This is a genomic window from Streptomyces sp. NPDC005402 (assembly GCF_040606575.1).
In the GTDB taxonomy this organism is placed as follows: domain Bacteria; phylum Actinomycetota; class Actinomycetes; order Streptomycetales; family Streptomycetaceae; genus Streptomyces.
Map to the genome: position 1 here is coordinate 223,955 of NZ_JBEXFB010000013.1, position 25,306 is coordinate 249,260.

The following is a 25,306-nucleotide window of genomic DNA, read 5'->3' on the forward strand; positions in this document are numbered from 1 at the left end:
GTGCGCCCTCTCGCCCGAGGGGGCGCAGCCCCACGCCTCGCGCCGAGCCGGGGCGGCATTCGGATCACTCCAAGTCCGCATGTCTGCCAGGCTGGTTCGATGATGTGCACCTCGACGCAGAGCAGATCCAACCCCGGCCTTTCCGGCGACCTCCCTGCCCACCTGTGCCGATGACTCCCGCTGTCGACGCCGAGCACCTCTCCGCGCTGTGGCAACGACAGTGGCCCCAAGGCCCGCCCGTCGCTCATGAGTTGCGGGGCTCCTACCCCGACCGCTGGGTCCGTTTCCACAGCCTTCCCGGGTCCAAGCGCTACCCCGGGACGGAGGAGGAGTACGGCGTCGTACTGCACCGGTACAACGCCGTGCTGGAGGAGCTCTTCGCCGGAGGCGAGGTGTACGTCGTGACCGTGGGGTGGTCCTGGGAGCCCGACGGGCCCGAACTTGCGGAGCGGCGGCCCGAGGTGCACCCGGACGGGACACGGTGGATGACCTTGGCCGACGAGGACGTCCCCGACCCCGAGTTGCGTTCCTACACGCATCTCTACGTGGATCGCCGACCCTGGCGGCCAGGCTGTGCCGACGCGATCCTCCGTGAGGTCGCCGACGACGTGCTCGCCGGGGTATTCGTGACGGACACCGGGATGCGGCGCATCCATCATCCCTACGACGGTGGCGCGGACGTCGTCCTCGCGTCGGCCGGTGAACGGGACCGGCTGCGCGAGCGGTTCGGCGGATGGGTGTCCCCGGACGCGTCCGGACTGTGAAGCCGCGTGCTCAGCGCGCATGCGGGTGGAGGTCCTGGCCCGGAACGTCAGCCCCCGCTGCCGTACGGCCGCGTCAGGATTTCCAGTCGGTGGCCGTCCGGATCGTCGAAGTAGGCGCCCCGGCCCCCGTCGTTGCGGTTGGTCTCGCCGGGGCGGTGGTGGAAGGGGTCCGCCCAGTACGTCAGGCCCGCCTTCCGGATCCGGGCGAGGATCGTGTCGAACTCGTCACGAAGGGCCCGTAGCGGGGACCCACCCTCAGTCCCAGGATGTCGGCCAGGAAGCGGGGACCCCGTCCCACCGACCAACCGCACACCAAAAGGCCCCGGCACAAGACCGGGGCCCTTCGTTCACATCATCGTTCACACCGCGCGGGTCAGATCGTCGCCGTGTCGATCACGAACCGGTAGCGGACGTCGCTGTTGACGACCCGCTCGTACGCCTCGTTGATCTCGGATGCGGCGATCAGCTCGATCTCGGCGCCGATGCCGTGCTCGGCGCAGAAGTCGAGCATCTCCTGGGTCTCGGCGATGCCGCCGATCATCGAACCGGCGAGGGTCTTGTTGCCGCCGATGAGGGAGAACAGGTTCAGCGCGATCGGCTCCTCGGGGGCGCCGACGTTGACCAGCGCGCCGCCCGTCTTGAGCAGGCTGAGGTACGCGCCGAAGTCCAGCGGGGCCGACACCGTGGAGAGGATCAGGTCGAAGGTGCCCGCCAGTTCCTTGAAGGTGTTCTCGTCGCTGGTCGCGTAGTAGTGGTCGGCGCCCAGCTTGAGGCCGTCGTCCTTCTTGCGCAGGGACTGGGAGAGGACCGTCACCTCGGCGCCGAGCGCGTGCGCGATCTTGACGCCCATGTGGCCGAGACCGCCCAGGCCGATCACGGCGACCTTCTTGCCGGGGCCCGCGCCCCACTTCTTGAGCGGGGAGTAGGTGGTGATGCCGGCGCACAGCAGCGGGGCGGCCTCGTCGAGGGACAGGCCCTCGGGGATGCGGACGACGTAGTTCTCGTCGACGACGACCTTCTCGGAGTAGCCGCCGTAGGTGGGCTCGCCGTCCTTGCCGATGCCGTTGTACGTGGGGACGTTGCCCTTGACGCAGTGCTGCTCGATGCCGGCCTTGCAGTTCTCGCACTCACCGCACGAGTCGACCATGCAGCCGACGCCCACGCGGTCGCCGACCTTGTACTTGGTGACGCCGGGGCCGACCTCGGAGACGATGCCCGCGATCTCGTGGCCCGGGACCATCGGGAAGATGGCCTCGCCCCAGCCCTCACGGGCCTGGTGGATGTCGGAGTGGCAGATGCCGGCGAACTTGATGTCGATCAGGACGTCGTGCTCGCGGACCGCCCGGCGCTCGATGGTGGTGCGCTCCAGGGGAGCCTTCGAGGCGGGGGCGGCGTATGCGGCGACAGTGGTCATGCCGGGGTTTCTCCTAGCGAGGGGGTGCGTGCCCGGCTGCCTTCTGTCCATCCGCCGGGCACGCTTTCAGCCTGCCCGACGAATCGCGATCCACCCAGACCACAGCTCTGCGTACGTCCAGTGTTCCTACTACTGGCGGGGACAGGATGCTGAGCGTACGACCGTGAATACTTGACGTATGGACGACATGGCCGAGGAACTGCCCGGAAGCGGCTCACTGGACCGGCGCGCCGAGCTCAGCGAGTTTCTGCGCACCCGGCGGGCCCGGCTGAAGCCGGAGGACGTGGGGCTGCCGGACTTCGGACGGCACCGCAGGGTGCCGGGACTGCGCCGCGAGGAGCTGGCCCAGCTGGCGGGCGTCTCCGTGGCGTACTACACCCGCCTGGAGCAGGGCAACGGGCGGAACGTCTCGGCGGAGGTCCTCGGCTCGATCGCCCGCGCGCTCCGGCTGACCGACGCCGAGCACGCCCACCTCACGCACCTGGCGAAGCCCAAGCAGCACAAGAAGAAGTCGGCCGCACGGACCGAGCAGGTGCGCGGGGCGATCCGCCAGCTGCTGGACTCGATGGACGTCCCGGCGTACGTCTCGGGGCGGCGCTCGGACATCCTCGCCTGGAACCGGATGGCCGCGGCGGTCTTCGGGGACTGGTCGGAGCTGCCGGCGCGGGACCGCAACTGGGCCCGGCTGGTGTTCCTGCGGCCGGAGTACCGCGAGCTGTTCGTGCCGTGGGAGCAGAAGGCGACCGACGTGGTCAGCTATCTGCGCATGGACGCCGGCTGCCATCCGGACGATCCGCTGCTGTCCGCTCTCGTGGGTGAACTCTCCGTCAAGAGCGAGGAGTTCAGGCGTCTGTGGGCCACGCACGACGTCAAGGAGAAGAACTTCGGCGTCAAGCAGCTCCGCCACCCGCTGGTCGGCGAACTGACCCTGAACTTCGAGTCGTTCCCCCTGTCCGACGGCACCGAACAGACCCTGATCACCTATCACGCGGAACCGGGCTCCCCGTCGGCCGACGCGCTCCGGCTGCTGGCGAGCTGGGGCGCGGACGCGACCCGGGCGGGCGAGTCCGCGCACTCCTGACCCCGCTCAGCCCTGGTACGGCGGTGCCGCCCCCCAGTTCCACTGCGGAACCGGCTGCTCCGCGGGCGGCTTGGCGTCCGGCCCCGAGAAGTGGACCGCGAGCCGGGTGCCCCACTCCACGTAGGCGAGGAACGCCGAGCGGAACTCCGGGTCGGTGGGCAGGCCGGCCTCGTCGGCGGCGTCCTGGATGAGGTTCACCCAGCGGCGACGCTGCGGCTCGGTGATGTCGCGGCCCAGGTGCTTGGCGACCATGTGGCCGTGGCCGCCCTGGGTCTCCGAGTACGCGGTCGGGCCGCCGAAGACCTCCGCGAGCCACAGGGCGACGTGCTCGGCGTGCTCGGGGGCCAGTCCCTCGAACACCGGGGCCAGGAGGTCGTCGGCGAGGACCTTCTCGTAGAAGACCGTGGTGAGCCGTCCGAAGGCCTCCGCGCCGCCCGCCCACGAGAACAGGGTGGGGACGGCGGCGCCCCGGCCGCGGACCGTCGTCGGTTTGTAGTGGCGCATCTCCTCGATGTTCTCGATGTACGGCCGGATCTCGGCGAGGAAGTCCGGGAACAGCTCCGACGTGCGGAAGCCCTCCAGGTGGTCCTCGGTGGACGTCCAGGTGATACGCAGGACGAAGTGCTCGAAGTCCTCCTCGCAGCGCGCCAGTTCGTAGTCGACGCACTGCGGAGCCGCCGCCAGCTGGGTCGAGGCGTGCGTGTAGGCGGACAGGAACTCCGCCGAGCGGTCTTCCGGGATGCGGTAGCGGATGTACTCGACGGTCTCTGTGGTCATACGGCCACTCAAACACGGGCGGCCGCCGGAAGCTGTTCTTCCGGGGGCCGGATCAGGGTTGCCGGATCACGGTGCCATCGGGCTCCGGGCCCACCTTCCCGGCGAGCGGGCCCCGGCCCCCGGGTGCCGGATCATCCGGACGGCGGGCTGACGGCACGTGGAAGGCCCGCCGGAAGCAGCGCTTCCGACGGGCCCTCGACTACCGCGTTCTCCGGGTCACTTCCCGTAGTACGCGTTGTAGATCGAGATCGTCGACTTGTTGCCCTTCTTGTCGGCGATCTTGGCGTGGAAGGAGATGGCCTTCCCCTTCGCCGGGTTCTTCACGGTGATCTTGCCGCCCGAGACCGTGACCTTCTTCCAGGTCTGGCCGTAGTCGTACGACACGTACACCGCGAGGGACTTCAGGTTGGAGCCCTTCGCGGAGCCCTCGACGGTCAGCGGGATCTTGACCGTCTTGCCGGCCTCGACCTTGCTGTCCAGACCCGTGGCCGCGTTGAAGCGGACCATGGAGGCGGGCAGCTTGGTGAAGTCGGCCGTCTTCTTCGACGAGAACGTCCAGCTGGCGTCGATCCGGGTGGAGGCCGCCGCGACCTTGACACTGCGCTTGACCGAGGTCGTCAGCTTGTACGGGGCCTGGCCGGCCGGGACCTTGAACGTCTTCTCACCGAACAGCGGGTCGTCGTTCGAGCCGACCTTGACGCCGTTCTTGTACAGCGTGGTCTTCACCGAGGTGAACGCCGACGAACCGGCGTGCGCACTACCGTCCGCGAACAGCGGGAGGGAGCCGAAGATCTCGTTGCCGTTGCGGTACAGACCGAAGTCGGCGTTGAGGTGCGGGCCGAAGACCGCGGTGTTGAAGGTCTTCCCGTACGACTTGCCGCCCTTGAAGGACTGCGGGGCACCGAGTGTGTAGTACGCGTCGGCGATCGGGAAGCCGTCCGGGTCCACGCCGCTGTCCTGCTCGAAGTCCATGCCCCACTTCACGCCGCTGAGCGTGGACAGGTGGAGGGTGCGGGTTCCGGGCAGGGTCTGCTGGATGCCGATCGAGGAGGCGGAGAAGGAGCCGGGCAGCCAGCCCACGGCGTTGATGGAGCCCTTCTTGCCGCCGGCCGCGGCGCCCATGGCGACCTTCACCTTGGCCAGCTCGCTCGCCTTGTAGTGCTTGGTGTAACCGGTCGCGAACTGCTTGACCTTGCTGCCGGCCACGGTGTCGTACTGCTCGGTGGCGCCCTTGCTCCAGTGGCCGTCGAACTGCTCACTGAGCGAACCGTCGGTCACCTGCGGACCGAAGTGCGCGGTACGGAAGCCCGCGTACGAGTCCAGGAACCAGCCGTAGCCGTACCCGCCTTCGGCCGTGTCGACCTCGAAGCCGGGCGAGGCGAACTCCGACTTGGCGGCCGCGTCCGGCACGGTGATGTCGACCGGCTTGGCCTTGCGCGCGTCCAGCGTGATCGTCGTGTTCTTCGTGACGTTCAGCTTGGGCTGGACCATCCAGTCGGCGCCCTTGGTGGCGTCCTCCGGGTCCACGAAGTACGCGGAGTTGAGGATGTAACCGCCCTTGGGCACGCGGACCGTGACCGAGCCGTCCTCCTCGTACGGCGTGAACCACTTGCCGTTGGCGAGGCCGGAGATGCCGGACAGGTCCGTGCTGTAGGTCTTGGCCGGCTTGCCGTCACGGTCGAGGACGTTCAGCGTGACGTTGTACGACTCGACCTCCCGCTGCACCGCCGCCGCCGTGCGGACGGTCTGGCCGCCGCCCGTCGCGGTCACGTACGCCGAGTACGCGCCGTCGAGCGTGCCGCCCAGCTTGGTGTTGACCGTGACGTCGACGGAGGCCTCGCGGCCCGCCGGGACCGTCACCGTGGTGGCGCCCAGCTTGAAGAAGCCGGCCGGAGCGGCCTGCCCCTTCGGGTTGGTGGCCGTCGACGACAGCTTGAGCGTGACGTCCTTCGTACCGAGGTTGTGGTACGTCACCTGCTTGGTGTCCGGCTTGTCGTCGGTGTGCGGCCAATTCTGCGTGCCGAAGCTCACCGACACCGGGTTGGCGATGACGGTCTGCGTGATGGCCTTGTCGACCTGGATACGGCCCGAACCCTGCTGGAACGGCGTGTACTTGCCGCCCTTGGCGGAGCCCGTCAGGGCGCCCTTCAGCTCGGCGTAGCCCCAGTTGGGGTGCTCCTGCTTGAGGATCGCCGCCGCGCCCGCCACATGCGGGGTCGCCATCGACGTACCGGAGATGGTGAGGTAGCCGGCGGGCTTCTCGCCGACCTCCTTGTCGATGAGGCTGCCGGGAGCGGCGGCCGCGGTGATGTCCACGCCGGGCGCGGTCACGTCGGGCTTGATCTGCCCGTCGAGGCCGGGGCCGGTGCTGGAGAAGGAGGCCAGCTTGTCCTTGTCGTCGACCGCGCCGACGGTCAGGGCGGAGGCGGCGCTGCCCGGGGATCCGATGGTCTGGTCGCCGAAGTCGCCCTCGTTGCCGGCGGCGATGGCGAACAGGATGCCCTTGGTCTCCGAGAGCTTGTTGACCTCGGCTTCCAGCGGGTCGATCGCCGGGGTGTCGCCGCCGCCCAGGCTGAGGTTGACGACGTTGGCACCCTGCTCGGCGGCCCACTCCATGCCGGCCAGGATCTGCGAGTCGTCGCCGTAGCCGTCGTCGCTGAGCACCTTGCCGTTGAGCAGCTTGGCGCCCGGGGCCACACCCTTGTACTTGCCGCCGGACTTCGCGCCGGTACCGGCCGCGATGGAGGCGACGTGGGTGCCGTGGCCGAACTTGTCGGTCGCGTCGGCGGAGGTGGAGAAGTTCTTGGCCGCGATCACCTGGTCCTTGAGGTCCGGGTGGGTCGCGTCGATTCCGGTGTCCAGGACGGCGATCTTGACGCCCTTGCCGTCGTAGCCCTTGGCCCAGGCCTTCGGGGCGCCGATCTGCGGCACGGACTTGTCGAGGCTGGCCTTGCGGACGCCGTCGAGCCAGACGTGCGCGATGCCGGAGGCGGTCTTGTCGCCGTTGGTGACGGCGTCCCACAGTTCGGGCGCGTCCTCCTTCGGCGTCTGTACCGCGTCGGCGTTCAGGGAGGTCAGGGAGTGGCGGAGCGTGCCCGCGCCCCTGACGTCGTCCTTGGTCGCGGTCGCCGCGCCCTTGTAGCCGACGATCACCTTCAGTCCCTTGCTCTGGGACTTGCGGGTGGCGGCCTTGTTGAGCTCGGTGACGTCGAAGAGCCGCTGGTCGAGCTTGCCGCTCGACACCAGGCGGACGACGTCGGACGGCAGCACGTACGTGTGGCCGTCGGCCTTGCGGAGCTGAACCGGTATGTGCTCACGGCCCTTCGCGGGCTCCAGGCCCACGACGCGGCCCTTGGCGTCCACGACGACGCGGTCACCGGTGATCAGGGTGATGCGGTGCTTGGGCGTGAGCTGCGCCTTGTTCGACTGCGCCTTGTTCGACTGGGAGACGCTCGACGTCTGCGTCGCGTCCGCCGAGGCCGGGCTGGTCATGCCCGCCGCAAGCGCTACCGCGGCCGCCGTGGCGATCGTGGCCGCGCATGCTTTTTTCACTGGTCTGCGCAAGATTCCCCCTTGCAGAAGGTCCGGGTGAATTCCCCGTTCACCCGGTAGGGGGCAGACTCGCACGCGTATACGTGCACCCCCCGGTGCTCGAAGTATGCCGAGGGGTGATCACGACCTCAATAGACAACTCCCTGACAGCAAAGTCTGTTACAAGACCGCCGGGTTCAGCGGGAGTTGAGGCTGCTCGCTCAGGTGGCGGCGTTCTCCTTCACGGTGATCCTGCCCTTGCGGATCGTGGCGACGCGAGGGGCCTTCTTCGCGAGGGCGGAGTCGTGGGTGACCATGATGAAGGTCAACCCCAGCTCTTTCCACATGCGTTCGAGTACGTCCATGATCTCGTCGCGCATCGACTCGTCGAGGTTGCCGGTGGGTTCGTCGGCGAGGAGCACCTTCGGCTGCTTGACCAGGGCGCGGGCGATGGCGACGCGCTGCTGCTGTCCTCCGGACATCTCGGAGGGCAGGTGCGAGAGCCGTTCCCCGAGGCCGACGGAGGTGAGGGCCTCGGCCGCCCGCTCCCGTCGCTCCTTTCCCTTCACGCCGAGGGGTACGAGGGCGGTCTCGACGTTCTCCTGGGCGGTCAGCGTCGGGATGAGGTTGAAGGACTGGAAGACGAACCCGATGTTCTCGCTGCGGACCTTGGTCAGCCTGGCCTCCGACAGTTTCGCCAAGTCAGTACCGTCCAGCACGACTTCGCCTTCCGTGGGCTTGTCCAATCCGCCGAGCATCTGGAGGAGGGTGGACTTGCCGCCGCCGGTGGGGCCCTGGATGACGAGACGGTCCCCGTCGGCGATGGTGAGGTCGACACCGGCGAGCGCGTCGACGGTGTCCTTGCCTCGGGTGTAGCGCTTGGTGACGCTTCTGAGTTCGTACATGGTGGGCGCTCCTGAGGGTGTGGTTTTCGGGGTGGTGCGAGTCGTTGTCGGCTGCGGGCGGGTGGGGGCTGGCCACGACGCCCCCGCACCCGCGAGACCACGAGGCGAGGCACATCCGTGGGCGCACCGGGCCACCGGCACCGCCGCAAACGTCCGCTACTCGACCCGGCGCAACGCGTCCGCCGGCCGCAGCCGCGACGCACGCCAGCCGCCGAAGGCGCCGGCGATCAGACCTCCGGCCACGGCCAGGCCGACCGCGATCGCCACGGTCGTAAGGCTGACCGGAGCGGTCAGGGCGACGTCCAGCGTCTTGGCGGCCGCCTGCCGTCCGAAACCGCCACCGAAGCCACCGCCCCCACCGGGCCCGGCGTTACCGCCGCCACCACCGCCACCGCCCAACTGCGCCTGCAGCGTGGGACTGATGGCCGTGACGACGTACGCGCCCCCGAGACCGAGCGCGATACCCAGCGCCCCGCCCAGCAGCCCGTTGACCATCGCCTCGCCGACGACCTGCCGGGTGACCCGCCCCGACTTCCACCCCAGCGCCTTGAGCGTGCCGAACTCCCGCACCCGGCGCGACACCGCGGACGAGGTGAGCAGTCCGGCGACGAGGAACGCGGCGACGAGCACGGCGATCGACAGCCACTTGCCGACGTTCGTGGCGAGCGAGGACGCCGTGGACAGCGACCCCGACACCGTGTCCGCGAGATCCGCCGAGGTCGTCACCGTCGTACCCGAGATGTTCTTCTGGATGGTCGACTTGACGGAGTCGATCTTCTGGGAGTCGGTCGCCTTGACGTAGATCGTGGTGACCTTGTTCTTCGAGTCGCTGAGGGCCTGCGCCTGGGTGAGCGGAATGTAGATGTTGGCGGCCGCGTCCCCGCTGTCCGCGGTGGCGACGCCGATCACCTTGAACTTGACGCTCTTGATGGTGACGGTGGAACCGACCTTGAGCTTCTTCTCCTTGGCGTACGCGGAGTCGAGCACGGCGACCTTGGCGTCGGTCTCGGCCGACGTGAACGTACGGCCGCTGGTGATCTTGGAGGAGGTCAGCGGGCCGAGGGCCGCCTTGGTGACGTCGGTGCCGAAGACGGAGTAGTTGTTCACGTCGAAGTTGGCGCCGCCGCCCCGTACTTCTCCCTGCGGCCGGCCGGTACCGCCGCCGTTCCGGCCGAAGCCGCCCTCACCGCCCCCGTTGCCGTTCTGCTGGAACTCGCCCCGGGTGAACTGGCCGTTGATCTTGATGACCTGAAGGCTCAGCCCGCCGACCGCGTCCGAGACGCCGGTCTGGCGGCCGACCTTGGTGACCGTGGAGGTGGACAGCGTCTGGAACCCCTGCACCATCACCCGGTCGCTGCTCTGCTCGGAGCCGGAGCCGTTGTCCTGCGCGTCGAACCGGAAGCGCGGCCGATCGGACGAACTGGCCTGCGGCTGTGCGGCCTTGGTGACCGTCATGTCGGTGCCCAGCCCGTACAGCGACTGGAGGACCTTGTCCTGGGCCTTCCCCATGCCGGACGACACGGAACTGACCACGATGACCAGCGCGATCCCGAGCGCGAGCCCGGAGGCGACGACGAGGGCCGCCTTTCTGCGGCGGCGCAGTTCGCGCCTCAGGTAGGTGAAGAACATGGCCGCAAACTAGGTACGGCGCGTGATGACTCCATAAGGCCCGAATAAGAGCTGCATGAGAAGGCTGTCCGGGAGCCAGGAGGGACCCAGGACGGAGCTGTCGACGCACCGCATACCGTCCCTCTCATCGCATGGAGTCATGGGCCAGAACGATGATCCGCTGTGCGATGGAGACCGCCGCCCCGGCGAGGGCGCACTCCCCCGCAACCATGGGCTCAGCTTCAAGGAGTACGGAAACGTCGTGCCAGAACTCACTTCCGGATTCCGGATAAACACTTTTGAGCCATTCCGTGATCAACCTGAGCCGGGAACGAGTTCACTTGCGCGCGACGCGGAGAATCGACATGCTCCCATTCAGAGATCACCAGATCGAGCGCAGTGACCAAGCGGGCCTCCGAACGGCTCACCCCCGACAGAATCATGTGCAGCATGTCGGCCACAGAAAGTTCGCCCGAGACTCCGTCGATCTCGGGCAACCGATAACCCGGAACCCTGTTCAGACTGACCCTGTCAGGCCCACTGTCCACCACAGCGTCCACTCGACACCCCGAAGAGCGGCGCCAGTTGGCGCAGGGTCAGGTTCGTCCGCCAGTACGCGGCGACCAGCAGTACGCGGTCCTCCAACGGCAGACTCCACGGCCGGCCCTTGCGCACCGGATCTGCGCCCTCGCGCCCGAGCGCAGTGATCCGCTTGCCGAACTGACGCGGGCTCAACCCGCTGAACGGGGCTATCCAGGAAGGCTCCGACGCCGTGATCACACCAGTCACTGCTTGATCATTTCACTGCTTCAGGTCCTCCCTGCTCGAACGCGATGCGGCAGTGTTCAACCTGCTCGGCCACGTGCTCCATGAACCAGCGCATGATCTTGTAGGGGATGACGTGCTCATCGTGGCTGTGGATGTGGACGGTCGGCTCCAGGTCCGGATCCTCGTCAGGTATCACTGCCACCAGGAAGGCCACTCCAGGCAAATGCGTTTCCGCGTTGGGGATCTCAGTCCACGCGGCCGGCGCCGGAACAGCCTCGCTCAGCTCCACACACCATGCGTCGTCTGGCAAGGCGTAGTGGAACTGGACGGCATAGTGACGGCCTGCATGAACGCGCAACTCTGGCATGTCCGCAGGCTGCCACAGCGCCGCGTCGGAGTCTCGCAAGTATCCCGCTCGCACCCGGCGCGGGCTCCAGCCAGCCTGTGCGGGACAGCCCTTAGCCACTGATGTGGTCGTCAAAGATCGACAACAGTTTATCGGGGTAACCCTCGGCTCTCGGGTCGGGCAATAGAGCCGCTGATCGGCGTGGACGCCGAGTCGGTCGTGGCGATCACCGACACGGCCAGTTCGGCCGACCCACAGGCACTGAAGCCGGGTGACGACGCGGCACCCGCTGACTTCGACTCCGGTGATCACGTCAATCTGACGTCGGACGGTTACAGCACCATCAGCGACGCCTACGACCTCGCCTCACTCGGCCCGGACGCCTAGCAACCGCAGGAAGAACCACAGAAGGCGGCCACCCCCCGAGGGGTGGCCGCCTTCCGCGTCAGTCAGTGGGGGCGACTCTCAGACCGCCGACCCCGCCTTCCAGTCCGCCCAGTTCAGGTTCCAGCCGTTGAGGCCGTTGTCCGGGGCCACCGTCTTGTCGCCGGTGTTGGAGACGACCACCACGTCACCGACGATCGAGTTGGTGTAGAACCAGTAGCCCGCCGTGCCGGTGTCGTTGGCGCCCTTGGTGTCGGACAGGCCCACGCAGCCGTGGCTGGTGTTCACGTTGCCGAAGACGGACTTGGCGCCCCAGTAGTTGCCGTGCACGAAGGTGCCGGAGTTGGTGAGGCGGATGGCGTGCGGCACGTCCTTGATGTCGTACTCGCCCTTGCCGTCGTCGTCGGTGAAGCCCACGGTCGCGCCGTTCATGCGCGTCTCCTTGAACTTCTCGGACATCACCATGATGCCTTCGTACGTCTTGTTCTCGGGCGAGCCCGCCGAGATCGGGATGGTCTTGATCGTCGTGCCGTTGTGCGTGATCTTCATCTGCTTGGTCTTGGCGTCGACGTACGAGACCTGGTTGCGGCCGATCTTGAAGGTGACCGTCTTCTGCTGGACGCCGTAGACACCGTTGGCGCCCTCGACACCGTCGAGCGCGAGCTTCAGCGTGACGGTGGAGTTCTCCTTCCAGTAGTCCTCGGGGCGGAAGTCGATGCGGTTGGCGTTGAACCAGTGACCGACGACCTCCTGACCGCTGCTGGAGGAGACGGTGATGCCCTTCTGGACGGCCGACTTGTTGGTGATCGCCTTGTCGAAGTTGATCGACACCGGCATGCCCACGCCGACGGTCGAGCCGTCCTCCGGCGTGAAGTTGCCTATGAAGCTGTTGGCCGGGGAGACCGTCGTGAACGAGGCGTTCTCGTGGGCGACGAGCCCGTCGGAGTCCTTGGCCTCCGCGGCGACCTTGTAGCTCGTGGAGCGCTCCAGCTGGGTGTCGGGCTTCCAGCTGGTCTTGTCGGCGGACAGCTCGCCGGCGACCTTCGTGCCCTCGGAGGTCGTCATCGTCACGTCGGTGAGCGTGCCCTTGCTCACGGTGACGGCGGCGGAGTTGTTGATGGAGGCGTTGTCCGTGCCGTCCTTGGGCGTGATCCTGATCTCGGCCTGGGAGCTCTTCTTCGCCGCCGCCTCGTCGGCCTTGGCCTGCGAGGTGTCGCCACCGCTGCCGCTCGACGACGAGTCGTCGCCACCGGAACAGGCCGAGAGCACCAGCACCCCGCCGAGCAGAGCGGACGCGACCGTCAGGCCCCTGCGCCGCTTACTGACCGTCATCACACGCTTCTCCATCGTTGCCGAATCCCAGAAACCCCGAAATCCCGAGAGTCCCCGTCAATAAGAACCTCAACGCTACGACCGGTTCGTCCCGTTCCACCTTCTCGGAAGGTGTGGGGCACACCACGTCCGCCGTGGCGGAAGGTGCGTCTGTCGGTCCGTGCGACCCCTGAGACGACGAAACCCCGGACGGCGGTTGCCGCCCGGGGTCACGTTTTTCCCAGCGCGCTCAGCCGACGACCTCTTCTTCCTCGTCTTCTTCGACATCATCCTCGTCCAGGTCCCAGTCCTGCGAATCCGGGTCGTAGTCGATGTGCTCACTGCTCCAGGAGGCCTGGGCCAGTTCGACCCCCGACACCTCCCCGACCAGGTCGAACGGGTCCACGAGATACGCGAGGGCCTCCGCAGTGTCTTCCGTCACAGCGCTCTCGGCATGGGTCCGCTCGTCGTCCGGCATGTCAGGATCCTCGGCGATCCGCGCCAGCGCGGCCCGGGTCACGGCGTCCTGGTCGTCGACCTCGACGACGAGTTCCACCCGAAGCCGTACAAAACGTGATGTCTCTTCAGTGCTCATGCCCGGAGCGTAAAGCCCGTGCCTCCCGTGACTTTCCCGTGACCCGCGACTTTCACTAACATCGCCCCACACGGCCAATTCGCCAGCACCACAAGGGGATCGATATTCCGTGTCATCCGTTCGCCGTCCGTTGCTGACCGCCACCGCCGCGGGGACCCTTCTGGGCGCCCTGTGGTTCGTCCCGTCCGCCAACGCGACTCAGGATCAGCCGGCGAGAACAGAGCCGTCCGTGCAGGCCACGACCCAGGCACGGGTCACCACCACGAGCGCGGAGACGTCCACGGACGTCGCCCGCCTCGCCGACACCGGCAGCTTCGACACCACGCCGTACGTCGTCGGCGGCACCCTCTTCCTCACGCTGGGTGCGGGCTTCGTCGTCTATTCGGTACGGCGGGAACGGCTGGGCTTTTAATCGGGCTTGACGTTTTCTTGGGGAAACGTTCATAGTCCGCACATGAAGAGATCATCGAGGGCGCGCATAGGTGCCGCGGCGACCGTGAGCGTACTGTCGCTCGCCCTCATCACAGGATGCGGCGGAGGTTCGGACGACGACTCGAAGGAGTCCGGGACGTCCGGGGAGGCCGGGGCTTCCGCCTCCGCCGGCACGACCACGGCCGCCGCGAAGGCGCTCAGCGCGGCCGAGCTCGAGAAGCTGCTGCTCGCCAAGGGCGATGTCACCGGGTACGAGGCCGCCGACGGCGACGACACCCTCCCGAAGGCCAAGGGCGAAGTGAAGACCGACAAGGCCGACTGCGCCCCGCTGGCCCACGCCATGGCCGGTCTCGCGCCGGGCGACACGGACGCGAGCGCGAGCAACACCCTCACGAAGAGCCCCACCGCCACCCCGTCCTCGGGGGAGGAGGCCGTCCTCGACGTCGAGATGACCTTCGTGGGTCTGTCCTCCTACGACGGCGACGGCGCCGAGAAGGCCGTCAAGGCCGTCTCCGACGGCATCGCCGCCTGCTCCGGCGGCTTCACCATCACCGCCCAGGGCGAGAAGCAGAAGATCACCAAGGTCGCCGCGGGGAAGCCCTCCGGCAAGGGCGACGAGTCCGTCGCGTTCTCCGTCAACTCCGACATGGACGGCGAGGGCACGGCCACCTTCCACACCGAGGTGGTCCGCGCCGGCAACACCGTCTCCACGTACTACACGGTGAACTTCGCCTCGCTCGACAGCGGCAAGGCGGCGGCCGTGCCGACGACCCTGATCGACGCCCAGCTGGCCAAGCTCAAGTAACCGACGCGGGGGCCCTGTTCAGCCGTACGGCGAACAGGGCCCCGTCCGCCTACAGCAGCGGTCCGGTGACGGCTTCCACGGCCGAGACCAGCCGCCCCTCCCGCACGAACTCGTCCGCCGCGGCGAGGTCCGGCGCCAGGAACCGGTCGGGCCCGGGCCCCTCGACACCCGCCTTGCGTACGGCGGCGATGGCGGCCTGCGTCGCCGGCGCCGGGCTCAGGCCCTCGCGCAGCTCGACGGCGCGTGAGGCGGCGTACAGCTCGACCGCGAGGACCCGGGTGAGGTTGTCGACGGCGGTGCGCAGCTTGCGCGCGGCCGACCACCCCATCGAGACGTGGTCCTCCTGCATCGCGGACGAGGGGATCGAATCCGCGGACGCCGGTACGGCCAGCCGCTTCAACTCGCTGACCAGCGCGGCCTGCGTGTACTGGGCGATCATCAGCCCGGAGTCGACCCCGGCGTCGTCGGCGAGGAACGGCGGCAGCCCGTGGGACCGGTTCTTGTCGAGCAGCCGGTCGGTGCGCCGCTCGGCGATCGACGCGAGGTCGGCGACGGCGATGGCGAGGAAATCCAGAACGTAGGCGACCGGCGCCCCATGAAAGTTGCCGTTGGACTCGACGCGCCCGTCCGGCAGTACCACAGGATTGTCGACGGCGGACGCCAACTCCCGCTCGGCGACCAGCCGCGCGTGCGCCATGGTGTCCCGCCCCGCGCCCGCGACCTGCGGCGCACAGCGCACCGAGTAGGCGTCCTGGACCCGGGGAGCGTCGTCCTGGTGGTGCCCGGTGAGCTCCGAACCCTTCAGCACGGCGAGCATGTTGGCGGCGGAGGCCCCCTGCCCCGGATGCGGCCGGATGGCGTGCAGCTCGGGAGCGAGCACCTTGTCGGTACCGAGCAGGGCCTCCAGTGACAGGGCGGCGGTGATGTCGGCGGACTTGTAGAGCATGTCCAGGTCGGCGAGCGCCATGACCAGCATGCCGAGCATGCCGTCGGTGCCGTTGAGAAGGGCGAGCCCCTCCTTCTCCCGCAGCTCCACGGGCGCGATCCCGTGCTCGGCGAGCAGCTCCCCGGCGGGCCTCACGACCCCGTCCGGCCCCTCGGCGTCCCCCTCCCCCATGAGCGTGAGGGCACAGTGGGACAGCGGCGCGAGATCCCCGGAGCAGCCGAGGGAGCCGTACTCGTGGACGACCGGTGTGATCCCGGCGTTGAGCACGTCGGCCATGGTCTGCGCGACCTCGGGCCGCACCCCCGTGTGTCCCGAGCAGACGGTCTTGAGCCGCAGGAACATCAGCGCCCGTACGACCTCCCGCTCCACCCGCGGCCCCATGCCGGCGGCGTGCGAGCGGACGATGTTGCGCTGCAACTGGGCCCGGAGCTCCTGGCTGATGTGCCGGGTCGCGAGGGCGCCGAAGCCGGTGCTCACGCCGTAGACGGGCTCGGGCTTGGCCGCGAGGGCGTCCACGATCCCGCGGGCCGCGGCAAGAGCGGCCAGCGCCTCCCCGGAGAGCTCGATACGGGCACCGTCCCGCGCCACGGCAAGGACGTCGGACGCGGTGACCCCGGACGTCCCCACCACCACAGTGTGCATATCCATATTCAGGAGCGTACGCATTGAATTCCAGGATGTCACTACTGGGTCGGGGTTACACCCCTTACCGGCACCGCCCCCTCAGGGCTGGCGCCCCCGAAACTTCCGCCGCTCCGCCGTCGGCCCGGTGGGGGCGGCGTCGGCCAGCCGTACGACCGGATCGTCGGGCCCGCCCCGCCCCGCAACGACGGGCCTTTGGGCACGCTCGGCCTTGGCCCGGTACTGCGCGGCATCGGCGAGCCGGAACAGCCGCCGCGCGGACCGCACGGGCCCGATGGGATCCGCGGTGGAGGCGACCCCGCACGCCACCCCCTCCCCCAGCTCCAGCTCACCGGCCCGACGGCAGAGTTCGTCGGCCGCCTTGACGACGTCGTCGGCGGACGGCCCGACGGCGAGCAGACAGAACTCGTCCCCACCGAGCCGCGCCGCGAGGGCACCCGGCAGCATGGCCCCGCACAGCGACAGCACCGACCCGAAACGTTCCAGCAGCCGGTCGCCCACGGCGTGCCCACGCGTGTCGTTGACCCGCTTCAGCCCGTTGAGATCGCACACGACGAGACTGACCACGACACCGTCCCGCTTGTGCCGGTCGACGGCCTCGTCGAGCCGCGCGTCCACGGCCCGGCGATTGGCGAGCCCGGTCAGCGCGTCCGTGAACGCCAGCCGTCTCGCCTCCTCCAGCCGCTCCGCCTGGGCGATCCCGGCGGCGACGACGGCGGCCAGTACGGTGGCGAAGTCGGCGTCCTCCCGCCCGAAGACGGGGGCACCGGCGGGCCGGGCGACATACAGCTCCCCCCAGGCCCGCCCGTTCAGCACGATCGGGGCCACGACGCAGCTCCCCCGCCCCCGCCTGCGGAGCGCGGCAACACGCTGGTGCACATATCCGGGCCGCCCTCCGGCCGCCGGCCCCTCCGCCGTCTCGACCCACGCGTTGGGCTCGCCGCCGCCGGCCCAGCGCTCGTGCAGAAACTCGGTGATCTCCGGGAACTGGTGCACGGGATAGGCCTCACCGTCGGGGAACTCCTCCTCACCGGCGGCCCGGTCCCCCACGTTCACCAGCACCCTGAGCCGTCCGAGCTCCCGCTCCCACACGGACAACGCGGCGAAACTCCCCCCGAGCGCACGGCACGCCCCAGCGGCGGCGGCCCGCCACGCCTCCCGCGAGCCGTGGGCCGCCGCCATGCCCTGAGCCAACGCGACGACCGCGGCCAGCCGGATGTCCTCACCCATCACTCCAGGTTAGGGAGGATTCGAGCGGGGGCCGGGGTGTGGTTGGGCCGTTCGAGATCGCCATGCCTCGTGATGCCGCCAGGCGGGTGCGGGCCGCTGCGCGGGGCTTGGGCGGGGCGCCTAGGGGGGTGCCGGGTCGGTTGTCGGGCGGCCCCGGGTCAGTGGGGGCTGGTCGCGCAGTTCCCCGCGCCCCTGGGGAGCCGCAGTCACCTGCGCCGGGACGGACCGTTCGCCACGGCGGGCCGCAAGCCGCGTACGGCGCGCAGGGGACGGGGTGGCCGCGCGAGGGGTGCCGGGTCGGGTTGTCGGGCGGGTGCGGGTGCGTTGTGGCTGGTCGCGCAGTTCCCCGCGCCCCTGGGGAGTTGCAGTCACCTGCGCCACGACGGACCGTTCGTTTCCCGCGCCGCGCGCCACGGCGGACCGCGAGCCGCGTACGGCGCGCAGGGGACGGGGTGGGGGGTGTCCGCCCGCAGCGGCCGGCGTCCGGTACCGAGCACCAATCAAAGCAACAGCCACCGCCGGACCGAGGACGGATACCCCCCACCCCGGCCCCGACCCACAACGCACCCGCATGCGCTACACAAGCCCCCACCGGGCCGAAGCAGGCCGCCGCAGGCATCAGGGGCGCGGGGAACTGCGCAGAAACGCCCGCCCCCACCGGAGCCGCAGACAGACGACAACCCGCCGGAGGCACCGTCACTGCCCAGGCCACCGCGGCGCCCGCCGCTCATTGAACGCCGCCACCCCCTCCGCCCGGTCCCCCGAGAACGCCACCGCCCGCCACGCCGCGTCCTCGACCTCGAGCCCGGCCCGCAGGTCCAGCCCCTGCCCCAGCCGCAGCGCACGCTTCGCCGCCCGCAACCCCACGGGCGAGTTCGCGGCGATGCGAGCCGCGAGCGACAAGGCCGACTCCCGGTCCTCCCCGGCCCCCACCAGCTGATCCACGAGCCCCAGCCGATGCGCCTCCTCCGCCTCCACCCGCCGCGCGGTGAAGATCAGCTCCGCGGCCCGAGCCGCCCCCACCCGCCGCGGCAGCAACTGCGTCCCCCCGCCCCCGGGGATCACCCCCACCGACACCTCCGGCAGCCCCACCACCGCCGTACGGTCGGCCACGATCAGGTCGCACGACAGCGCCAGCTCGAACCCCCCGCCCAACGCGAACCCGTGCACCGCGGCGATCGTCGGCACCGGCAGCTCCAGCACCCCCGTGTAGGCCCCCCGGGCCACCGGCCGCTGCCGCAGCAGCTCGGCGTCGCTGAAGGAGTTCCGCTCCTTCAGATCGGCCCCCACACAGAACGCCCGCTCATGCGTGGAGGTCAGCACGACAACCCGCACACCGTGATCACCCCCCAGGGAGGCACACGCGGCGGCGACGGACCGCGCCATCTCCGTGGAGACCGCGTTCATCGCCTTGGGACGGTCGAGGACCAGCTCCGCGACCCCCTGCTCCCCATGCCGCCTCACCAGCACGAACTCCCCGAACCGCTCCTCACCCATGACACCCTCCCGGTTAACGCGGGTTAACAAGAACGCTCCGATCATCGCAGCCCCACCCCCACCGCGAAAGGTTCCCGCCGACCCACCCGACACCCCGTTCGAGTGACATGCCGCCCAACTCGTCTCCCACCGCCCACAGCAGCGCATAACGTGCGCCCCGCCATGGCGCACAGGGGGCGCAGGCACCCAGGGGAGGAAGCAATGACGGCGACGATGACGACGACAGGCATGGCGGAGGACGGCGGCACCCGCCTGTTCGCACCGCGCGGCCGCCACCGCAAGCCCCGCCCCCGCAAGGTCCTGCTGGCGGCGGGCGGCCTCGCCCTGGCCGCGGGCGCCCTGAGCCTCGTACGGCTGACCCCCGACGTGTCGGTGGGCGGCTTCGGCGCGACGGAGCCGGACCCCCAGGCCGCCCCGGGCGCGGACACGGACATCGACACCGGCACAAGCACAGGCACAGGCACAGGCACCGACACCGGCGCGGACCGAGCGACGAACGCCGCCGCGACCGTGGGCTCCGTCCCGCAGGCGAGCCCGTCGTCGACCACGGCGATGGGCGGCATCACCGCGATCCCCACACCGGGTGTCTCCCCGGCCCGGGCAGGGTCCGCGACCGCCGTGCCCCTGCCCCTCGCGGCGGCCCCCACGACGATCCCGGACGCACCGAACACGCCCGCACCGGCCCGGACACCCACGGCGGACACCACGCCCCGCGCACCGGCGACGACCGCCGCCCCGCGACCGGCCCCGACCACTCCCCCACCGGCGTCGACACCGACACCCCAGCCCACACACGCGGCGCAGCCCGCGCCCGGCCTGTGCGTGCCGATCATCGGCCTGTGCGTGCGGCAGGGGGGCTAGGGCAGGGGCTAGGAGGGAGCCACGTCCCTGCGGGTCAGCAGCCAGGGCTCGACGACGCCGAGTCCGCGCACCGGCCGCTGCCACATCGGCTGGAGCGCGAAGCGGTACGTCGGCGGCTCCTCGCCCTCCTTCTCGGCGGTGGCCGCGGCCTCGGCCGCCTCCGCTTCGGAGGCGGGCGCCTCCCCGGTGCGGATCAGCTCCTCCGCGAAGGCGCTGTCGACGAGCACGGCGTCGCGGGGAGCTATCGAGGTCAGCCGGGAGGCGAGGTTCACCGTCGTACCGAAGACATCACCCATACGGGTGGTCACCGTGCCGAAGGCGATGCCGACGCGCAGCTCGGGCATGGTCTCGTCGTTTGCCATGGTCTCGATCAGCCGCAGGGCGATCTCGGCGGCGACGGCCGCGTCGTCGGCGGCGTACAGCACCTCGTCGCCGAGGGTCTTGATGAGCCGTCCGCCCCGCGCCGCCACCAGATCCGCGGCGGTGGTCTCGAAGGCCTCGACGAGTTCGCCGAGCTCCTCCTCCTCCATACGGCGGGTCAGCCGCGTGAACCCGACGAGGTCGGCGAAGCCGACGCACAGCCGCCGGTCGACCATCTCCTCGTCGTCGGCGGCCTGCACGACCCGGCCGGCCGAGGCGGAGAGCTGGCGGCGCCAGACGTAGACGAGGAACTCCTCCAGTTCGGGCAGGAGCAGCTCGATGATCGGATACGTCACCTCGGTGCGCGTCATACCGGGTTCCGGGGGGTCGGTCAGGCCCTCCAGGAAGGAGTCGATCTGCCACTCGGCGAGCCGGGCGGTGGTCTGCCCGGTGGACCGCGCCACCTGCACGGCCATGGCCTCGCTCAGCAGCCCCGCCTCGACGAGACCGGCGAGCCGGCGCAGCGCGAGGACGTCCGCCTCGGTGAACGCCTTGGCCTGGCCGACGTCGGCGAAGCCCATCGCCCGCCAGAAGCGGGTGGCCAGCTCCATGGAGACACCGGCGGTGCGGGCCGCCTGAAAGGGGGTGTAGCGCCGCTCGGCGCCGAGGATGAGCTGCTCGAGACGCACGGCGAGCGGGTGCGGGGTCGCGTCCGCGCCGGAGCCCGTGTCGTCTGCGGTCACGCCTGCTGCCCTTCCGATCTGTCACGGTCAGGTATCGACCGGCCTCAACTGTACGGCAGGTGTGCCAGGTCACTCCGCTGGGTGGAACCGGGGACCGTGGCCGGCTGATGTCCTCGGTCGGCTGCGCGCCCGTCCTGGCTGGTCGCGGCCGCCGGGTCCATGCCTACGCCGGTCGCAAGTGCACGATGTCTCCTGCCCCGACCGGTTCCTGTACGCCCTCCTTCGTCGCGATCACCAAGCGGCCGTCCCCGTCGACCGCCACCGCCTCCCCCACCAGTGAGCGGTCGCCCGGCAACTCCGCCCGCACCTCTCTCCCCAGCGTCGCGCACCCGGCCGCGTACGTCTCCTGGAGGCCGCTCACCGTCGGATCACCGGCCGCCGCCCTCCAGCGGTCGTACCACTCCTCCAGCGACCGGAGCACCGCCCGCAGCAGCGGATCCCGGTCCGTGCTCACCGCTCCGGCCAGCGCCAGCGAACCCGCGGTGGGGACGGGCAGCTCGTCCTCCCTGAGGGTGACGTTGATGCCGACGCCCACGACGACGCCGCCCTCGCCGGCGCGCTCGGCGAGGATGCCGCCCGCCTTGCGTTCCTCGCCGCCCACGGTCACCAGGAGGTCGTTGGGCCACTTGAGGGCCGTGTCCACGCCGGCCGACCGGGACAGGCCGGTGGCCACCGCGACGCCGGTGAGCAGCGGGAGCCAGCCCCAGCGCGCGATCGGCACGTCCCCGGGCGTCAGCAGGACGGAGAAGAAGAGGCCCGAGCGGGGCGGTGCCGTCCACCGGCGGTCCAGGCGGCCGCGCCCGGCGCTCTGTTCCTCGGCGACGAGGACCGCACCTTCGGTCGCCTTGCCCGCCGCGGCGCGGTCGACCAGGTCGGAGTTGGTGGAACCGGTCGCGGCCACCACCTCGATCCCGGACCACAGCCCGCCCTCCCGCACCAGCCCGCGGCGCAGCGCGGCGGTGTTGAGCGGCGGCCGGTCGAGGTCCGACCAACGGCTGTCGTCTCCTGAAACATCTCGCGGCGTCATGCAAGCCACCCTAGGTGTGTGAAACGCCGCACTGCTGATTCGGAGGGGCAGCACTACTCTACGGATGAGTAACCGTCCCCCCTTTTGAGCAGGCAGGGAGCCGCGAGACCGATGTCCGAGCCGGAAGCGACCGACATTCACACCACCGCGGGCAAGCTCGCGGATCTCCAGCGTCGTATTGACGAGGCGACGCACGCCGGCTCCGCACGCGCCGTCGAGAAGCAACACGCCAAGGGCAAGCTGACGGCCCGTGAGCGCATCGAACTCCTCCTCGACGAGGGCTCCTTCGTGGAGTTGGACGAGTTCGCCCGGCACCGCTCCACCAACTTCGGCCTGGAGAACAACCGGCCGTACGGCGACGGTGTCGTCACCGGGTACGGCACGGTCGACGGCCGCCCCGTCGCCGTGTTCTCCCAGGACTTCACCGTCTTCGGCGGCGCGCTGGGCGAGGTCTACGGCCAGAAGATCGTCAAGGTGATGGACTTCGCGCTGAAGACCGGCTGCCCGGTCATCGGCATCAACGACTCCGGCGGCGCCCGCATCCAGGAGGGCGTGGCCTCGCTGGGTGCCTACGGCGAGATCTTCCGCCGCAACACCCACGCGAGCGGTGTCATCCCGCAGATCAGCCTGGTCGTCGGTCCCTGCGCCGGCGGAGCCGTGTACTCCCCGGCGATCACCGACTTCACGATCATGGTCGACCAGACCTCGCACATGTTCATCACCGGCCCCGACGTCATCAAGACGGTCACCGGCGAGGACGTCGGTTTCGAGGAGCTGGGCGGCGCCCGCACCCACAACTCGGTGTCCGGCGTGGCCCATCACATGGCCGGGGACGAGAAGGACGCCGTCGAGTACGTCAAGCAGCTGCTGTCGTACCTGCCGTCCAACAACCTGTCCGAGCCGCCGGTCTACCCGGAGGAGGCGGACCTCGCGGTCACCGACGAGGACCGCGAGCTGGACACGCTCGTCCCGGACAGCGCGAACCAGCCGTACGACATGCACACGGTGATCGAACACATCCTGGACGACGCCGAGTTCTTCGAGACGCAGCCGCTGTACGCGCCGAACATCCTCACCGGCTACGGCCGCGTCGAGGGCCACCCGGTCGGCATCGTCGCCAACCAGCCCATGCAGTTCGCCGGCTGCCTGGACATCACCGCGTCCGAGAAGGCGGCCCGCTTCGTCCGTACCTGCGACGCCTTCAACATCCCGGTGATCACCTTCGTGGACGTCCCGGGCTTCCTGCCCGGCGTCGACCAGGAGCACGACGGCATCATCCGCCGCGGTGCCAAGCTGATCTACGCCTACGCGGAAGCGACCGTCCCCCTCATCACGGTGATCACCCGCAAGGCCTTCGGCGGCGCCTACGACGTCATGGGCTCCAAGCACCTCGGCGCGGACATCAACCTCGCCTGGCCCACCGCCCAGATCGCCGTCATGGGCGCCCAGGGCGCGGTCAACATCCTGCACCGCCGCACGATCGCGGAGGCGGAGGCCGCCGGAGAGCTGGAGGCGACCCGGGCCCGGCTGATCCAGGAGTACGAGGACGCCCTCCTCAACCCCTACATCGCGGCCGAGCGCGGCTACATCGACTCCGTGATCATGCCGTCGGACACCCGCCGCCACGTGGTCAGGGGCCTGCGCCAGCTGCGTACGAAGCGCGAGTCGCTGCCGCCCAAGAAGCACGGCAACATCCCCCTCTAGCCCTGCCGGGAGCCGTCATGAACATCAAGGTCGTACGGGGAAACCCCACTCCGGAGGAGCTCGCCGCCGCCCTGGCGGTGGTCCGGGCCCGCGCCGCGGCGGCGCCGGACACGCCGTCCGGCGCGGAGGACCGGAAGGCCGCGTGGTCCGACCCGTCCCGCATCGCGGGCCACCGCCTGCCCCAGCCGGGGCCCACGGCATGGACGCGCACGTACTGGCCGTCCTAGAGAACGGCTGACAGCGCTTCGGCCATCACCTCGTACCCGAGATCGTTCGGGTGCAGGTGATCGCCGAAGTCGTACGACGGGCGCAGCCGGTCCGGGTCTCCCGGATCGGCCAGCTCCCGCGCGAGGTCGACCACCGCGTCGTACGCGCCGGAGCAGCGCACCCACTCGTTGACCTCGTGCGCGACCTTCGCCGCATGCTCGCCCCAGTGGTCGGAGCCCCCGAAGGGCAACAGGGTGCACCCGATCACCCGCAGCCCCCGAGCCTGCCGTATCAACGCCTGGTACCCGGCGATGAGTTCGGCCGCCTCCACCACCGGCGCGGGCTGGTACGTCGGCTGCTCGTCGGTCTCGCTGAACCCGATGTCGTTGAGCCCGAGCAGCACGACCACGGTGTCCACCCCGGCAAGCCCCAGCACATCCCGCCGGAACCTCGCGATCCCCTTCTCCCCGTACCACGCGGAGTCGTTGAGCAGCAGGTTCCCACCGATCCCGGCGTTCAGCACGGGCCGCCCGCTCAGCCGGGCCAGCGCGTCCGACCACCGCCGGTCCGCCCCCACCGTGGACCCGAACCCGTCCGTGAGGGAGTCGCCGAACAGCGCGACACCGTCGGTGCGCCCGGAGTCCGTCTCGACGGCGGCCAGGAAGTACCAGGACTCGCTCACCGCGTCGAAGCCCCCTCCGTCGACATCGTCCAGCAGGTCCCCCGGCCCCCGGTAGCCGGCGGTGAAGGCCTGCGCGTGAAAGGTCGCGGGCCCGGTGGCCGCGTCGAAGTGCAGCGTGACCGTCACCGACTCCCCGGCCGCCACGGCGAGTTCGACGGGCTCGCTCACCAGCGACCCCCGGGCGGGAATCTCGTCCGCGAGCGTGAGCCTTCGCAGCGACCCCGGCTCGACGGCCGCCCCCTCGGCCGTACGACCGACCGTGGCGCCCGCGAGACGGACCGGCGAGGTGCCGTACGCGTGGGACAGCCGTATCCGCACCCGCCCCCCGCCCGCCGACAGCCGGACGACCTGGCGCACGGACTGCCGCCAGAAGCCCTCGCGGGACCAGTTGGGGGTGAAGCCCTCGGCGGGGAGCTGGGGCGAGGCGGACCAAGCGGTGGTGAACACGAACGTACCCCTCTCATGGACTGCTAATGGAACCACAGTACCGTTTGCAGAAGTTGAGTACGGGTACTCAGGCGCCCTCCGCGAAATCGCCGCACGCTGGAAACCATGTTGTGGTCCGACCCCGAGAACGAACCGCCGAAGGAACTGCGCGACATGGAGGACATGCTTCGGCGGCTGAGCATCTTCCTGGCCCTGGCCATGGTGGTGGCGATGATCGTGATCGGGCTGAGCTGACCGGC

At 69.9% G+C, this 25,306-nt stretch carries 24 protein-coding genes and 2 pseudogenes; 9 read left to right on the forward strand and 17 right to left on the reverse strand.

From position 1 onward, the window contains the following. Positions 1-170 precede the first annotated feature (170 nt). On the forward strand, positions 171-764 hold the full coding sequence (locus ABZT02_RS25760; protein ID WP_356021138.1) for a hypothetical protein: 594 nt from the start codon (positions 171-173) through the stop codon (positions 762-764). Positions 765-811: 47 nt separating this feature from the next. On the opposite strand, the pseudogene ABZT02_RS25765 reads toward ABZT02_RS25760, so the two are convergent. After that, positions 812-1,095 (reverse strand): annotated as a pseudogene (locus ABZT02_RS25765) (hypothetical protein). Positions 1,096-1,137: 42 nt separating this feature from the next. Beyond that, the gene (locus ABZT02_RS25770) at positions 1,138-2,178 is read right to left on the reverse strand and encodes an NAD(P)-dependent alcohol dehydrogenase (protein WP_356021141.1); all 1,041 of its coding nucleotides are present in this window, start codon (positions 2,176-2,178) and stop codon (positions 1,138-1,140) included. A gap of 178 nt (positions 2,179-2,356) precedes the next feature. Between ABZT02_RS25770 and ABZT02_RS25775 the strand changes: the two genes are divergently transcribed. Beyond that, on the forward strand, positions 2,357-3,259 hold the full coding sequence (locus ABZT02_RS25775; RefSeq protein WP_356021143.1) for a helix-turn-helix transcriptional regulator: 903 nt from the start codon (positions 2,357-2,359) through the stop codon (positions 3,257-3,259). Between the two features lie 6 nt (positions 3,260-3,265). Here the strand turns inward: ABZT02_RS25775 and ABZT02_RS25780 are convergent, their stop codons facing one another. From ABZT02_RS25780 to ABZT02_RS25810, 7 genes and pseudogenes are all read right to left on the reverse strand, one after another. Next, positions 3,266-4,036 (reverse strand): antibiotic biosynthesis monooxygenase, encoded by a 771-nt coding sequence (locus tag ABZT02_RS25780; protein WP_356021145.1) that lies wholly within the window; start codon positions 4,034-4,036, stop codon positions 3,266-3,268. Positions 4,037-4,252: 216 nt separating this feature from the next. Next, positions 4,253-7,588: a S8 family peptidase gene (locus ABZT02_RS25785; protein WP_356021233.1), complete on the reverse strand. Its 3,336-nt coding sequence runs from the start codon at positions 7,586-7,588 to the stop codon at positions 4,253-4,255. Positions 7,589-7,788: 200 nt separating this feature from the next. Next, positions 7,789-8,472: an ABC transporter ATP-binding protein gene (locus tag ABZT02_RS25790; protein ID WP_356021148.1), complete on the reverse strand. Its 684-nt coding sequence runs from the start codon at positions 8,470-8,472 to the stop codon at positions 7,789-7,791. A gap of 156 nt (positions 8,473-8,628) precedes the next feature. Continuing rightward, the gene (locus ABZT02_RS25795) at positions 8,629-10,101 is read right to left on the reverse strand and encodes an ABC transporter permease (RefSeq protein WP_356021151.1); all 1,473 of its coding nucleotides are present in this window, start codon (positions 10,099-10,101) and stop codon (positions 8,629-8,631) included. Between the two features lie 251 nt (positions 10,102-10,352). Further along, positions 10,353-10,577 (reverse strand): hypothetical protein, encoded by a 225-nt coding sequence (locus tag ABZT02_RS25800; RefSeq protein WP_356021153.1) that lies wholly within the window; start codon positions 10,575-10,577, stop codon positions 10,353-10,355. Positions 10,578-10,641: 64 nt separating this feature from the next. Next, positions 10,642-10,869: pseudogene (locus ABZT02_RS25805) on the reverse strand (transposase family protein); the annotation flags it as partial. Between the two features lie 7 nt (positions 10,870-10,876). Further along, positions 10,877-11,215, reverse strand: a complete 339-nt coding sequence (locus ABZT02_RS25810) for a hypothetical protein (RefSeq protein ID WP_356021156.1) — start codon at positions 11,213-11,215, stop codon at positions 10,877-10,879. A 180-nt stretch (positions 11,216-11,395) separates the two neighbouring features. Between ABZT02_RS25810 and ABZT02_RS25815 the strand changes: the two genes are divergently transcribed. Then, positions 11,396-11,581 (forward strand): hypothetical protein, encoded by a 186-nt coding sequence (locus ABZT02_RS25815; RefSeq protein ID WP_356021159.1) that lies wholly within the window; start codon positions 11,396-11,398, stop codon positions 11,579-11,581. A gap of 78 nt (positions 11,582-11,659) precedes the next feature. Here ABZT02_RS25815 and ABZT02_RS25820 read toward each other — a convergent pair whose 3' ends face one another. Both ABZT02_RS25820 and ABZT02_RS25825 read right to left on the reverse strand, forming a co-directional pair. Beyond that, complete coding sequence (locus ABZT02_RS25820; protein WP_356021162.1) at positions 11,660-12,925, reverse strand: Ig-like domain-containing protein; 1,266 nt, start codon at positions 12,923-12,925, stop codon at positions 11,660-11,662. A gap of 214 nt (positions 12,926-13,139) precedes the next feature. Next, entirely contained in the window at positions 13,140-13,484 is a 345-nt protein-coding gene (locus ABZT02_RS25825; protein WP_356021164.1) for a hypothetical protein, read from the reverse strand. A 130-nt stretch (positions 13,485-13,614) separates the two neighbouring features. Here ABZT02_RS25825 and ABZT02_RS25830 point away from each other — a divergent pair, with 130 nt between their 5' ends. Together ABZT02_RS25830 and ABZT02_RS25835 are read left to right on the forward strand one after the other, a co-directional pair. Beyond that, positions 13,615-13,896, forward strand: coding sequence for an LPXTG cell wall anchor domain-containing protein (locus tag ABZT02_RS25830; RefSeq protein ID WP_356021236.1), 282 nt, complete (start codon positions 13,615-13,617; stop codon positions 13,894-13,896). Positions 13,897-13,980: 84 nt separating this feature from the next. Continuing rightward, positions 13,981-14,721 (forward strand): hypothetical protein, encoded by a 741-nt coding sequence (locus ABZT02_RS25835; RefSeq protein WP_356021166.1) that lies wholly within the window; start codon positions 13,981-13,983, stop codon positions 14,719-14,721. A gap of 49 nt (positions 14,722-14,770) precedes the next feature. Here ABZT02_RS25835 and hutH read toward each other — a convergent pair whose 3' ends face one another. From hutH to ABZT02_RS25850, 3 genes are all read right to left on the reverse strand, one after another. Further along, positions 14,771-16,309 carry a histidine ammonia-lyase gene (hutH, locus tag ABZT02_RS25840; RefSeq protein WP_356021239.1) on the reverse strand — a complete coding sequence of 513 codons (1,539 nt, stop codon included), beginning with the start codon at positions 16,307-16,309 and terminating at the stop codon, positions 14,771-14,773. An 81-nt stretch (positions 16,310-16,390) separates the two neighbouring features. Beyond that, complete coding sequence (locus ABZT02_RS25845) at positions 16,391-17,539, reverse strand: GGDEF domain-containing protein (protein WP_356021168.1); 1,149 nt, start codon at positions 17,537-17,539, stop codon at positions 16,391-16,393. 696 nt (positions 17,540-18,235) lie between these two features. Further along, positions 18,236-19,036, reverse strand: coding sequence for an enoyl-CoA hydratase-related protein (locus tag ABZT02_RS25850; RefSeq protein ID WP_356021171.1), 801 nt, complete (start codon positions 19,034-19,036; stop codon positions 18,236-18,238). A 201-nt stretch (positions 19,037-19,237) separates the two neighbouring features. Between ABZT02_RS25850 and ABZT02_RS25855 the strand changes: the two genes are divergently transcribed. After that, a complete protein-coding gene (locus ABZT02_RS25855) occupies positions 19,238-19,897 on the forward strand; it encodes a hypothetical protein (protein ID WP_356021173.1) in 660 nt (219 codons plus the stop codon). Positions 19,898-19,905: 8 nt separating this feature from the next. On the opposite strand, the gene ABZT02_RS25860 is transcribed toward ABZT02_RS25855, so the two are convergent. Then, entirely contained in the window at positions 19,906-21,000 is a 1,095-nt protein-coding gene (locus ABZT02_RS25860; RefSeq protein WP_311720849.1) for an adenylate/guanylate cyclase domain-containing protein, read from the reverse strand. A 163-nt stretch (positions 21,001-21,163) separates the two neighbouring features. Further along, on the reverse strand, positions 21,164-22,027 hold the full coding sequence (locus ABZT02_RS25865) for a biotin--[acetyl-CoA-carboxylase] ligase (protein WP_356021176.1): 864 nt from the start codon (positions 22,025-22,027) through the stop codon (positions 21,164-21,166). Positions 22,028-22,138: 111 nt separating this feature from the next. On the opposite strand from ABZT02_RS25865, the gene ABZT02_RS25870 reads away from it, so the two are divergent. Then, complete coding sequence (locus ABZT02_RS25870) at positions 22,139-23,731, forward strand: acyl-CoA carboxylase subunit beta (protein ID WP_356021178.1); 1,593 nt, start codon at positions 22,139-22,141, stop codon at positions 23,729-23,731. A gap of 17 nt (positions 23,732-23,748) precedes the next feature. Then, positions 23,749-23,958, forward strand: a complete 210-nt coding sequence (locus ABZT02_RS25875) for an acyl-CoA carboxylase subunit epsilon (protein ID WP_356021180.1) — start codon at positions 23,749-23,751, stop codon at positions 23,956-23,958. On the opposite strand, the gene ABZT02_RS25880 is transcribed toward ABZT02_RS25875, so the two are convergent. Beyond that, positions 23,955-25,067 carry an SGNH/GDSL hydrolase family protein gene (locus ABZT02_RS25880; RefSeq protein ID WP_356021182.1) on the reverse strand — a complete coding sequence of 371 codons (1,113 nt, stop codon included), beginning with the start codon at positions 25,065-25,067 and terminating at the stop codon, positions 23,955-23,957. The two genes, ABZT02_RS25875 and ABZT02_RS25880, sit on opposite strands and share 4 nt — an antisense overlap. A gap of 105 nt (positions 25,068-25,172) precedes the next feature. Between ABZT02_RS25880 and ABZT02_RS25885 the strand changes: the two genes are divergently transcribed. Next, the gene (locus ABZT02_RS25885; protein ID WP_356021184.1) at positions 25,173-25,301 is read left to right on the forward strand and encodes a hypothetical protein; all 129 of its coding nucleotides are present in this window, start codon (positions 25,173-25,175) and stop codon (positions 25,299-25,301) included. Positions 25,302-25,306 lie beyond the last annotated feature (5 nt).